This is a genomic window from Sphingomonas sp., assembly GCF_019746015.1.
Taxonomy (GTDB): domain Bacteria; phylum Pseudomonadota; class Alphaproteobacteria; order Sphingomonadales; family Sphingomonadaceae; genus Sphingomonas.
This window is the reverse complement of the sequence record NZ_JAIESM010000069.1, coordinates 80,664-92,396: the sequence shown is the minus strand read 5'-3', so window position 1 is coordinate 92,396 and position 11,733 is coordinate 80,664. Positions and strand designations below refer to the sequence as shown.

Genomic DNA, 11,733 nt, shown 5'->3' with positions numbered 1-11,733 from the left:
GCGCGCCCATATTCTCGAACTTGTCCTTCAGTTCGATTTCCTTGGCGACGGTGACGCCGTCCTTGGTGATGCGCGGTGCGCCGAACGACTTGTCGATCACGACGTTGCGGCCCTTCGGCCCCAGCGTCACCTTCACTGCATCGGCCAGAATGTCGACGCCGCGCAGAATGCGCTCGCGCGCGTCACGGCTGAATTTTACGTCCTTGGCTGCCATCTGACTGCCCTTTCAATGGTGTTGAAGTTGAACGAAGAAATGGTGGTTCGGAGAATTCCCGGGTGGCCGGCTCAGCCGACGATGCCCAGAATGTCCGATTCCTTCATGATCAGCAGGTCTTCACCGTTGACCTTCACCTCGGTGCCCGACCATTTGCCGAACAGGATACGGTCGCCCGGCTTCACGTCCAGCGGGGTCACCTTGCCATCTTCGGCCTTGGCGCCCGTGCCGGCGGCGACGACTTCGCCTTCCTGCGGCTTTTCCTTGGCGGTATCGGGAATGATGATCCCGCCGGCGGTCTTTTCCTCGGCTTCGACGCGGCGAACAAGCACGCGGTCATGCAAAGGGCGAAAGTTCATGCGCTCCATCCTTTCATCGGGTTGGTCTGAGCTGTTCTTAGCACTCACTGCCCGCGAGTGCTAACGGTCGGGCATATGGGCGCGCTGGCGGCAGGCGTCAAGGGTTGCGGCCGCGTCAAAAAGCGTGTGATGGTGCTAACACGGCGGCTTTACTCAAGCGACGCTGTCGTTTAGCGCAAAGCAGGGGCTCACGAAGGATGGCATGGGCATGAAGCTGCTGCGTGGCGCGTGGAAATTGCTGGTCGGCATCAAGGATCTGATGGTGCTGGCGCTGATGCTGATCTTTTTCGGCGCGCTGTTCGCCGCACTCACCGCGCGGCCCAACACGGCCTCGATCAAGGATGGCGCGCTGGTGCTCGACCTGAAAGGCAGCATCGTCGAGCAGCCCCGCGCCGCAGAATTCGCGTTCGACGGCCAGGATCAGCCGCGCGAATTCCGCCTGCGCGACGTGGTGCGCGCGATCGACGCCGCGCGCGACGATGCGCGCGTGAAGGCCGTGGTGCTCGACCTCGATTCCTTTGCCGGTGGCATGCCGGCGGCGCTGAACGACGTGGGCGACGCGCTCGACCGGGTGCGCAAGGGCGGCAAGCCGGTGCTCGCTTATGCCAGCGGCTACAGCGATTCCGCCTATCGGCTGGCGGCGCATGCCAGCGAGATCTGGATGCACCCGATGGGCGGCGCGCTGTTCACCGGGCCGGGCGGGTCGCGGCTCTATTACAAGGGCCTGTTCGACAAGCTGGGCGTCAACATCCACGTCTATCGGGTCGGCAAGTTCAAATCCTTCGTCGAACCCTATACCCGCACCGACCAGTCCGACGAGGCGCGCGAAAATGCGCAGGCGCTTTATGGCGCGATCGCGGCCGACTGGCGCGAGACGGTCGCCAAGGCGCGGCCAAAGGCGCAGGTGGCGGCGTTCCTGACCGATCCGGTAACGCCGGTGCAGGCGGCTGGGGGAGACATTGCCCAGGCTAATCTGAAAGCGGGCCTGGTCGACAAGCTGGGTGACCGCACTGCCTTCAACAAGCGCGTGGCGCAGATTGCCGGCGCAGTGCCCGACAAGGCGGGCCAGTTCCGCACCATCGCCTATGACGCGTTCCTCGCCGCGCACCCGCCCAGCACCTCTGGCGAGGCAATCGGCGTGCTGACGGTGGCGGGCGACATTGTCGATGGCAAGGCGCCGGCGGGCACGGCGGGCGGCGACACGATCGCGCGGGCGCTCGCCAAGGGCCTCGACAGCGGCAAGCTGAAGGCGCTGGTCGTGCGCATCGATTCGCCGGGCGGCTCGGCGATGGCGTCGGAGACGATCCGCCTTGCCATTCTGGAAGCCAAGGCCAGGAAGCTGCCGGTCGTCGTGTCGATGGGCGGCGTGGCGGCCTCGGGCGGCTATTGGGTGGCGACGGCCGGCGACGTGATCTTTGCCGAGCCCAACACCATCACCGGCTCGATCGGCATTTTCGCGGTGCTGCCGACCTTTGAAAAGGCGCTCGACAAGATCGGCATCACCAGCGACGGGGTGAAGACCACGCCGCTTTCCGGCCAGCCCGACATTGCCGGCGGCACCAACGAAGCCGTGGACAAGCTGTTCCAGGCCGGCATCGAGCATGGCTATCGCCAGTTTCTGGAGCGGGTGGCGCAGGCGCGCGGCAAGACACCGGCGCAGGTGGACGAAATCGCGCAGGGGCGCGTGTGGGACGGCGGCAGCGCGCGCCAGATCGGCCTGGTCGACCGGTTCGGCGGGCTCGACGACGCGATTGCCGAGGCCGCGCGCCGCGCCAAGCTGGACCCCGGCGCCGTCTATCCCCGCTATCTGGAGAAAAAGCCGGACTGGTTCGCCGAATTCATCGCCGGGCTGATGCAGCGCAGCGGCGATGATGATGCTACACAACCGGGCGATGCCTATTCGCGGCTGGCGGCGGAGCGGCGCGCGATCTTTGCCCGCGCGCTGGGCGATGCGCAGCGGCTGGCAAGCGGTGCGGCGATCCAGGCGCGGTGCCTGGAATGCGCGAGCCTGGCGCCGGCGGCGCCGCAGGGGGGAGACAAGAGCTTGATGATGCTGCTTCTGGCAAGGCTCGACTGGTGATCGCGATCCGCCCCGCCGTCGAGAGCGATTCTCCGGCAATCGCGGCCATCTATGCCCCGTTCGTGCTGGGCGGCACCGTGTCGTTCGAGACCGAGGCGCCCGATGCCGACACGATGTGCCGGCGCATGCATGCCTGGCGCGGCTATTATCCCTGGCTGGTCGCGACCAGCGGCGAGGATGGCGGCGTGCTGGGCTATGCCTATGCCGGCCTGTGGCGCGACCGCCCGGCCTATCGCTATGTCGTTGAAACCTCGATCTACACCGCCGGGCCGCTGCAGCGTCAGGGGCCGGCACGGCTGCTCTATGACGCGCTGATCGACACGCTGCGCGCGCAGGGCTTCACCCAGGCGATCGCGGTGCTTTCGCTGCCCAATGAGGGTGCGATCCAGCTGCATGAATCGGTCGGCTTCCGCCGCACCGGCATGTACCGCGAGATCGGCTACAAGCAGGGCCAGTGGCTCGATATCGGCTTCTGGCAATGCGCGCTCAACACCTCGCGCGTGCCGCCGGTCGAGCCGCGCCCGTTCAGCGAAGTGGGCGTGGTGCGGGATTAGGTTTTTGGGGCCTTATCGAAGGCGTTGCCGGCCCTCTCCCCCACCCGACCACCCATGAAGGATGTCATCGTGGAAGGCCGACGGGGTCCCCACAAAGTAGTATTTTGTGGGGTGCCCCGGGCGGGGGCGCGGGCCGGCACCGCCAAGGTTTCAGTTCAACTGAAACCAGCTCTACCGGCAGCGATTCTTGGCCGTCAGCGTGCGATCGACCGCGCGGCCGGCAAAGGCGCCGCCGGCTGCGCCCACCGCCGTGCCGAGCAGGCCGCCGCCCGCCGCATTGCCGGCAACCGCGCCGCCAACGCCGCCCACGATCAGCCCGGTCGTGCCCGACGAGCGCCGGCACTTCTTGCGCGGCTGTTGCTGCTGGGCGTCGGCCTTGCCGTAATCGACAGTTACGGGAACGACCAGCGCTGCGGCCGCTGCTGCCAGGATGAAATGTCGCATCTTGCTCTCCATTGCTTGGGATGATTGCGCGCCGATAACGCCCAAAGGGCCAGACAGGTTTCACCGCCCTGACATGAACCCGTGCTTAAACCAGTGGAACAGCGGCTGCCGAGTCGTCGCCAAACCAATCCCCGCTATCCACGTTATCCACAGCTTTTGGCCAGCGATTCGCGCTTTGGCCGACTCGGCAGTCGTGAGAGCATCAACCCGTAAGCCGGACAGAAAGTAGCGAGAAATCGTTGATTTCAAAAAGGCTTAGGTCGGCAGGAAGACCGCGCAGGTGGCATTCGCAAACCGTGCGGAGGGAGCGTCGGCGGAATGTTGATCGGGCTGTCAAGGCGCGATGCTTCGGTGTCGCTGCACAGGTCGGTTCGGGCCAGCATTCAACGCGGAAAGCGAGATTGCTTTCGTCGCGGTTGCGCCCAGCAATGGGAGTGGCAGGACGAAGGACGGCGCCGAAGCGGATCGTTCGCGGCCAGACACCGGCAGGTGGCGACACCTCCGGCCGAGGGAACGGGAGCGGTCAGGGTCTGGTTCCGTCCCGAAAGGGGCGGCGAGATCAGGCCATGCCGCCGAAACCAGGTGGCGCGCGCGCTGCGGCCCGGCATGGTGACATGCCCGGCAGACAGGGTGCCACCGCTGAAGTCCGGCGACAGGGGGTCGATCGAAAGATCGGCCCCCATTTTATTGCGCCGCCCCCCGGTTGGCAGCGCGCGGCCGCCGCCCTAGCCTCTGTCGGCTCGTCAAGCGGGAGCGTGGCCATCAACGCAATCTATGACCGGATCGGCACCGATTATGCCCGGCGGCGACAGGCCGATCCGCGCGTCGCCCGCCTCATCCATGCCGCGCTTGGCACCGCGCAGAGCGTGGTCAATGTAGGCGCCGGGGCCGGCGCCTATGAACCCGCCGGCCGCGCGCTGATCGCGGTCGAGCCGTCGGCAGCAATGATTGCCCAGCGCCCCGCCGGCGCAGCGCCCGCACTTTGCGCGCGGGCCGAGGCGCTGCCGCTGGCCAACAAGTGCGTCGATGCAGCACTTGCGGTGCTGACCGTGCACCACTGGGCAGACAAGACCGCCGGGATGCGCGAGTTGCGCCGGGTGGCGCGCGGCGCCATCGTCCTGCTCACCTATGATCCCGCGCACCGGCCCTGGCTGACCGATTATCTGCCCCAGCTGGCCGCGCTCGACGCCGCACAGATGCCGGCGATGGCCGATTATGCGCGCTGGCTGGGGCCGGTGCGGATCAGCCCGGTGCTGGTGCCGCATGATTGCATCGACGGCTTTCTCTACGCCTATTGGCGCCGGCCCGAGGCCTATCTGGACCCGGCCGTGCGCGCCGGCAGCTCGTCCTTCTGGGCGATTGACGGCGCCGAGCAGGGGCTGGCCGCGCTCGCCGACGATCTGCGCGCGGGCGCCTGGGCACGGCGCTATGCGAGCGTTGCCGCTGAGGACAGCTATGACGCCGGCTATCGGCTGGTTGTCGCGCCGGGCTGATATCCACCACAAGCAGCGGAGCGCCCGGTGGCGGTCCTGCGCCTAGAGCCATCGCCGAGCCAGCCCGAAGCGGCGCTGGCCACAGGTTTCAAGGAGCAGACCGATGTCATTTCGCATCCGCGGGCTGGACCCCGCCCCTTTCCAGCACCTTTACAGCCTGGCCGACAGCGCCCTGCTGGCACAGGGCGTCAAGCGCCGGGTGGTGGACAGTAACCCCGGCTTCCCCGACCGCATCGAGGTGCGCGATCTGGAGGTCGGAGAGACCGCGCTGCTGCTCAATTTCGAGCATCAGCCGGCGGCAACTCCCTATCGTGCGCGCCACGCGATCTTCGTGCGCGAAGGGGCAACCGCCGCGCTCGATCTGGTCGACACGGTGCCGCCGGTGCTGCGCCGGCGCTGGATTTCGCTGCGGGCCTTTGACGCGCAGGGCATGATGCTGGGCGCCGAACTGGCGGAGGGTTCGGTGATCGAGGCCGGCATCGACCGGCTGTTCGCGAGCGGCGCGGTCGCCTATCTCCACGCCCATTATGCCGCCGCCGGCTGTTTCGCGGCGCGGATCGACCGGGCGGGGTGATTGAGGGCGCCGGGGTGAAGGTTTAGGGCTGGCGCACATGCAGCCGATCGATTCCCTCACCCACAGCATCGGCCCCGCGCTTGATCTGGCCGGGCTGGCGGTGTTTGCCGCCTCGGGCGCGCTGGCGGCCGCGCAGCGCGGGCAGACCATGGTGACGCTCGCCTTTTTCGCGCTGATCACCGGCGTGGGCGGCGGCACGCTGCGCGACCTGCTGATCGGCGTACCGGTATTCTGGGTGCAGGATTCGCGCGCGGCGGCTGTGTGCCTGGGCATTGCCTTTTTCATCTATGTAACGCCCCAGCGCTGGTGGGCGGGCGCAGCGTTGGTGTGGTTCGATGCGCTGGGGCTGGCGGCCTATGCCGTTTACGGCGCGGCCAAGGCGCTGAATGTCGCGGTGCCGGCGGTGCCCGCAATCGTGATGGGGGTGATCTCCGCCTGTGTCGGCGGCATCATCCGCGACGTGCTGGCGGGCGAACCCTCGATCCTGATGCGGCCCGAACTTTATGTGACGGCGGCAGCGCTGGCGGCGGCGCTCTATGTCGGGCTGGTGCTGGCGGGCGCGCCGGTGGCGGTAGCGGCCGCAATCGGCGCGCTGGGCGGCTTTGCGCTGCGGGCGGCAGCAATCCACTGGAAGCTCCGGCTGCCCGCCTATCGCGGACGGCGCTAGGCCCGGTTTCGGGGTCGTTGAGACGCTTCTGGTCCGGCGCTTACCGCCCTCCCATTGAATATGGCCGTCGCGACGCTTTCGGGGTCCCCGCACGGCAAGATTTGTCTGGCGCTGGGGCCGACCCGCCCTACTCAGCCGGCTTTGCCCCCAGCCGGGCGAGTCGCGCCTCATGTTCGGCGCGGCCGAACGGAAAGCGCGTGTACCAGAAGGCGGTCGCAAAGCGCAGCGCGAGTGCTGCGATGATGTAGTAGATCATCAGCCGGTCGATGGTCATCGCCGACACCTGCCCCACTTCCGCCTTGGCCGGGAAGGCGGCCAGTTCCAATATCTGCCCCGCCACGCCAATACCCAGCGCGCCGGCCACTTTCTGCACGAAGAAGCCGCCGGCGAAGAACACGCCTTCGGACCGGCGGCCGGTGCGTATTTCAGAATCCTCCACCACATCGGCCAGCATCGCGCTGCCCAGGATGGTGGCCGCCACGCCGCAGGTGATATCGGCAATGTAGATGGTGAACAGCAGCGGCACCTGGAAAGGCGATCCCTTGGGCGGGAACCAGCCGAGCAGGTCGAGCACGAAGGGCGCGACCGTCAGCAGCACCGACATGATGGTCAGGATCGCCGCGATCCGGGGCTTGTCCCCCCCGCGCGACAGGCGCGGCGCGAGGATGAAGGCAAAGATCGCCCCGATCAGCAGCGCCCCCGGCACCATGCTGCGGGTGGCGGTGTCGAACTGCCACACAAAGGCATAGATATAGTTCGACATGGTGAAGGCGACGCCCTGCGCGGTATAGCCAAAGGTGCCGGCGGCGATCAGCACCAGGAAACCCCGGTTCAGGATCGCGGCGCGGAATTCGCGCCAATGCTCGCCGGGCGGGGTGGGCGCCGGCTTCGGCAGCGACTTTATCTCCGGGTGCAGCCCCATCGACGACAACAGGATCGACAGCGCCATGATGACGGCACCGGTCAGCGCATAACGCTGATAGCCGAGCGGATTCTGCAGGCCATCGGCATGCGTGGCATCGGGCACCAGGAACACGGCATAAGCGAGGAACAGCATCCCCAGCCCGCCCGCCCAGGCGAACAGATAGCGGTAGGAGAAGAGCAGCGTGCGCTCGTCATAGTCGGAACTCAGCTCCGGCCCCATCGCGGCGGAGGGAATTTCGAACGCCGACAGCGCAATGCGCACCAGCAGCGCCGATCCGAACACATAAGCGAGCAGCGCGTCCTGAGACCAGCCGGCGGGCGGGTTCCACAAGAGCAGCCAGCCCAGCGCCACCGGCAGGGCGGAGGCATACATCCACGGGTGCCGCCGGCCCCAGGGCGTGCGCGTGATGTCTGACAGGAAGCCGACAAAGGGGTCGACAAACGCCTCCACCAGCAGCGCGGCGGCAATCACCAGCCCCAGCCGGCCGGGCGGCAGGCCCATCACCTGATTATAATAGAGCAGCAGGAAGGTGGTGAAGCCGCCGTCCTTCACCCCGTAAGCGATCGAGCCGAAGCCGAACGACCAGCGGGTGAGCCGCGATACGCGGCGTGCCGCCGGCGTCATGCCCGCGCCGGTCACTTCTGCATCGCCTCCAGCATGGTGAACAGGCCCGGTGTCTGTGGGTCCCAGCTGTGACGCGGGCCAAGCGTGATGCCGCCATCGACCACGATATGCGTGCCGGTGACGAAGCCGGCATCGTCGCTGGCGAGATAGGCCACGGCAGCGGCGATATCCTCGGCCAGCCCCGCGCGCTGCACCGGCTGCGCCTTGGCGGCGATGCCGGCAATCGCGGCATTGGCCTGATCGCGCAACGGCCCTTCGATGCCGACTGAACTGACGAAGATGTTGGTGGTGATGAAGCCCGGGCAGATGGCGTTCACCCGGATGCGGTAGCGCGCCAGATCGGCCGCCGCCAGATGTGTCAGGTGCAAGACGCCGGCCTTGGCAACCGAATAGGCAGTGGGCGCCGCCCCGGTCTGCAGCGCGGCGATGGAGGCGGTGTTGACGATGGCGCCGCCGCCCCGCTTGGCCATCAGCGGCGCGGCATAGCGGATGCCGAGCGCGACCGAGCGCAGCAGCAGGGCCTGTGTGCGGTCCCACCCGTCCGCGCTGATCTCGTCGATGGGCGCGCGGTCGCCGCCGGCGCCGGCATTGTTGAACAGGATGTCGATGCCGCCGGCCGCGTCCCCGGCCGCGATCAGCGCCTCGATCTGTGCCGGCTCCATCACGTCGCAATGCTGATAGGTGATGCGCCCGCCGCTCTCGGCCGCAAGTGCGGCGCCGCCGGCGTCGTCGATATCGCCGATCAGCACATCGGCCCCCTCGACCACCAGCCGCAGCGCGGTCGCGCGGCCGATGCCGGAGACGCCGCCGGTAATCACTGCCCGTTTGCCAGCAAAGCGCATCGGCCTGCCTCTCCTCTGTTTTTGGGCAGCATAGTATGGGGTTGCGCGTGGTCAATCGGCCAGTTTCGAATTTTGGGTTTGGCTTGCGGGGGGTGTGGCGGGCGGCTAACCAAGGGGCTGCAACCCCTTGTGAGCGGGGCGACAAATCAGGGAGAGGGGCATGGCGCTCGACGCGGAAACTTTTGCGCAGCTGATCGAAACGGTGCGCCGCTTCGTCGCCGAACGGCTGCGCCCGCTCGAAGGGCAGGTCGAGGCCGATGACGCGATCCCCGACGGCATCGTCGCCGAAATGCGGGCGATGGGGCTGTTCGGGCTGTCGATTGCCGAGGAGTTTGGCGGGCTGGGGCTGACCATGGCGGAGGAGTGCCGCGTCGCCATCGAGCTGGGGCGCACCACGCCTGCCTTCCGCTCCACCTTCGGCACCAATGTCGGCATCGGCAGCCAGGGCCTCGTGATGGCCGGCACGCCCGAGCAGAAGGCGCAGTGGCTGCCGCGCATCGCCAGCGGCGAGGTGGTGACCAGCTTTGCGCTGACCGAGCCCGATGTCGGCAGCGATTCGGGCGCGGTGAAGACGCGGGCGGTGCGCGACGGCAATGTCTACCGCCTGTCGGGCACCAAGCGTTACATCACCAATGCCGACAAGGCCGACCTTTTCACCGTCATGGCGCGCACCAGCGACGCGCCCGGCGCGCGCGGCGTTTCCGCCTTTCTGGTGCCGCGCGACCTGCCGGGCGTGTCGATCGGCGAGCCCGAGAAGAAAATGGGGCAGAAGGGCGCCAAGGTCGCCGACGTCAATTTCGACGCGGTGCCGGTGCCGGCGGAGAACCGGCTGGGCGCCGAGGGCGAAGGCTTCAAGATCGCGATGCGCGTGCTCGACCGGGGCCGGCTGCACATTTCGGCGGTGTGCGTGGGCGTCGCCGAGCGGCTGATCGCCGATTGCGTCGCCTATGCCGCCGAGCGGCAGCAGTTCGGCAAGCCGATTGCCGAGCATCAGCTGATCCAGGCGATGATCGCGGACTCGAAGACCGAGGCACTCGCCGCGCGCGCACTGGTGCTGGAAACGGCGGCGGCAAAGGATGAAGGCCGCGACGTCGTGCTGGAAAGCTCGGCCGCCAAATTGTTCGCCAGCGAAATGGTCGGCCGCGTCGCCGACCGCGCGGTGCAGATCTATGGCGGCGCGGGCTATATCGCCGATTACGGGATCGAGCGGCTGTACCGCGATGTGCGGCTGTTCCGCATCTATGAAGGCACCAGCCAGATCCAGCAATTGATCGTCGCGCGCGAAACGATGAAGCGCGGGGGGTAATCACTCCCCCTCCCGCTGGCGGGAGGGGGTCGGGGGGTGGGCCTCCGGCATCATCAACGAGACACCGTCTGCGGCTGGCCGGGCGCCCACCCCCGGCCCCTCCCGCAGGCGGGAGGGGAGACTATCATGGACACCACCAACCTGTTCCGCCTCGACGGGCGCGTCGCGCTCGTCACCGGGGGCTCGCGCGGCATCGGCCGGATGATCGCCGCCGGGTTCATCGCGCAAGGGGCAAAGGTCTATATCTCGTCGCGCAAGGCCGATGCCTGTTTCGAGACGGCCGAGGCGCTTGGCCCCAACTGCGTCGCGCTGCCGCAGGACGTGTCGACGGTGGCCGGGTGCAAGGCGCTGGCCGCGCAACTTGCCGAGCATGAAACGAAGCTCGACATCCTCGTCAACAATGCCGGCGCCGCCTGGGGTGAACCGTTCGAGGTGTTCCCGGAAAAAGGCTGGGACAAGGTGATGGACCTGAACGTCAAATCGCCCTTCTTCCTGACCCAGTCGCTGCACGAAGCGCTGAAGGCGGCGGCATCGCCCGCGCGGCCAGCCAAGGTGATCAACATCACCTCGATCGACGGGCAGCGGCTGAACCCGTGGGAAACCTATAGCTATCACGCCTCCAAATCGGCGCTCATCTACCTCACCAAGCGGATGGCGGCGCGGCTGGTGCGCGACCATATCAACGTCACCTCGATCGCGCCGGGCGCCTTTGCCAGCGAAATGAACAAGGCCGCGCGCGACCATGGCGACGCGGTGGCGCAGGCCATTCCCGCCAAGCGCATCGGCGCCGACGAAGACATGGCCGGCACCGCCATTTATCTGGCCAGCCGCGCGGGCGATTATGTGGTCGGCGACACGATCACCGTCGATGGCGGGCTGGTGAATGCGGCGCTGGGCAGCAGCATCGACGCGTAACGGGTGACGGCGCCGGGCGACCGCTGACCAAAGCCCCTCCCCTACAGGGGAGGGGGGTGGGGCCTCTCCAAAAAACAGCGCTGCGCTCTGCATAGAGGCCCACCTCCCGACCTCCTCCCCTGAAGGGGAGGAGGAGTGCATGGCCGCGACCTGGCTTTGCCTCGATTCCCCCCAACGCGTCCGCCCCGAGCGAAGTCGAGGGGCGGGATGCCCAGGGCGCCGTATCGGGTCCCCGTGTCCCGAGGAGGCTCGACACGAACGGGGCTGCTGGCGCCCGAAGTTGGCGGATCGCGCCAGAAAATGGGGCACGATACAATGGGCCGAATCGAGCACTCTCGGTTAATATCATTAAAAATCAACATCATACGTGTATGGCATGAATAATGCACTTCAGACCAGTGATGGCGGATTGCGCCATCGGTTTGAGGAGTCTGAAATCATGAGCTTGATCATCCTGGCCGCGCTGTCAATGGGCGCGGCGGCCCCGGTCGACACCGCCAGCATCAACCGGGCGGACTGGCACAAGGTTGCCACCGCTGCGCGCCGCATGGAGCTGTCCACGCGCGTGCTGTATGAAGCGATGACCGCGCAGGAAGCGCCGCGCCGCAACCCCAGCCAGCAGCGTTACTGCATCCGCCGCGACGATGTCGTCCCCGGCAAGAGCGGCACCGTCTGCCGGACCGAGGCGCAGTGGCTGGCGCTGGGCATCGACATGGCCGCGTCGCAGAGTTGACGC

The 11,733-nt window shown here is 67.4% G+C and carries 13 protein-coding genes; 8 read left to right on the top strand and 5 right to left on the bottom strand.

Going from position 1 to position 11,733, the window contains the following annotated elements; translation table 11 throughout:
- Both K2Y03_RS10335 and groES read right to left on the bottom strand, forming a co-directional pair.
- On the bottom strand, positions 1 to 214 hold a 214-nt coding region (locus K2Y03_RS10335), incomplete at its 3' end, for a TCP-1/cpn60 chaperonin family protein (RefSeq protein ID WP_294090558.1).
- Between the two features lie 71 nt (positions 215 to 285).
- Positions 286 to 573: a co-chaperone GroES gene (groES, locus tag K2Y03_RS10330; protein ID WP_294090557.1), complete on the bottom strand. Its 288-nt coding sequence runs from the start codon at positions 571 to 573 to the stop codon at positions 286 to 288.
- A gap of 208 nt (positions 574 to 781) precedes the next feature.
- Between groES and sppA the strand changes: the two genes are divergently transcribed.
- Positions 782 to 2,653 carry a signal peptide peptidase SppA gene (sppA, locus tag K2Y03_RS10325; protein WP_294090555.1) on the top strand — a complete coding sequence of 624 codons (1,872 nt, stop codon included), beginning with the start codon at positions 782 to 784 and terminating at the stop codon, positions 2,651 to 2,653.
- Positions 2,650 to 3,207 carry a GNAT family N-acetyltransferase gene (locus K2Y03_RS10320; protein ID WP_294090554.1) on the top strand — a complete coding sequence of 186 codons (558 nt, stop codon included), beginning with the start codon at positions 2,650 to 2,652 and terminating at the stop codon, positions 3,205 to 3,207. Before sppA ends, K2Y03_RS10320 begins: the two co-directional genes overlap by 4 nt.
- A 171-nt stretch (positions 3,208 to 3,378) precedes the next feature.
- Here K2Y03_RS10320 and K2Y03_RS10315 read toward each other — a convergent pair whose 3' ends face one another.
- A complete protein-coding gene (locus K2Y03_RS10315) occupies positions 3,379 to 3,651 on the bottom strand; it encodes a hypothetical protein (RefSeq protein ID WP_294090553.1) in 273 nt (90 codons plus the stop codon).
- A gap of 755 nt (positions 3,652 to 4,406) precedes the next feature.
- Here K2Y03_RS10315 and K2Y03_RS10310 point away from each other — a divergent pair.
- From K2Y03_RS10310 to K2Y03_RS10300, 3 genes are all read left to right on the top strand, one after another.
- Positions 4,407 to 5,144, top strand: coding sequence for a methyltransferase domain-containing protein (locus tag K2Y03_RS10310; protein ID WP_294090552.1), 738 nt, complete (start codon positions 4,407 to 4,409; stop codon positions 5,142 to 5,144).
- 103 nt (positions 5,145 to 5,247) lie between these two features.
- A complete protein-coding gene (locus K2Y03_RS10305; protein ID WP_294090551.1) occupies positions 5,248 to 5,718 on the top strand; it encodes a DUF1203 domain-containing protein in 471 nt (156 codons plus the stop codon).
- A gap of 37 nt (positions 5,719 to 5,755) precedes the next feature.
- Positions 5,756 to 6,385, top strand: a complete 630-nt coding sequence (locus tag K2Y03_RS10300; protein ID WP_294090550.1) for a TRIC cation channel family protein — start codon at positions 5,756 to 5,758, stop codon at positions 6,383 to 6,385.
- Positions 6,386 to 6,512: 127 nt separating this feature from the next.
- On the opposite strand, the gene K2Y03_RS10295 is transcribed toward K2Y03_RS10300, so the two are convergent.
- Both K2Y03_RS10295 and K2Y03_RS10290 read right to left on the bottom strand, forming a co-directional pair.
- The gene (locus tag K2Y03_RS10295) at positions 6,513 to 7,949 is read right to left on the bottom strand and encodes an MFS transporter (protein WP_294090548.1); all 1,437 of its coding nucleotides are present in this window, start codon (positions 7,947 to 7,949) and stop codon (positions 6,513 to 6,515) included.
- Positions 7,946 to 8,776: an SDR family NAD(P)-dependent oxidoreductase gene (locus tag K2Y03_RS10290; RefSeq protein WP_294090546.1), complete on the bottom strand. Its 831-nt coding sequence runs from the start codon at positions 8,774 to 8,776 to the stop codon at positions 7,946 to 7,948. Before K2Y03_RS10290 ends, K2Y03_RS10295 begins: the two co-directional genes overlap by 4 nt.
- Positions 8,777 to 8,936: 160 nt before the next feature.
- Here K2Y03_RS10290 and K2Y03_RS10285 point away from each other — a divergent pair, with 160 nt between their 5' ends.
- From K2Y03_RS10285 to K2Y03_RS10275, 3 genes are all read left to right on the top strand, one after another.
- Positions 8,937 to 10,082: an acyl-CoA dehydrogenase family protein gene (locus K2Y03_RS10285; RefSeq protein ID WP_294090545.1), complete on the top strand. Its 1,146-nt coding sequence runs from the start codon at positions 8,937 to 8,939 to the stop codon at positions 10,080 to 10,082.
- A gap of 126 nt (positions 10,083 to 10,208) precedes the next feature.
- Positions 10,209 to 10,997, top strand: a complete 789-nt coding sequence (locus tag K2Y03_RS10280; protein ID WP_294090543.1) for an SDR family oxidoreductase — start codon at positions 10,209 to 10,211, stop codon at positions 10,995 to 10,997.
- A 439-nt stretch (positions 10,998 to 11,436) separates the two neighbouring features.
- The gene (locus K2Y03_RS10275) at positions 11,437 to 11,730 is read left to right on the top strand and encodes a hypothetical protein (protein ID WP_294090541.1); all 294 of its coding nucleotides are present in this window, start codon (positions 11,437 to 11,439) and stop codon (positions 11,728 to 11,730) included.
- The last annotated feature ends 3 nt before the right edge of the window (positions 11,731 to 11,733 follow it).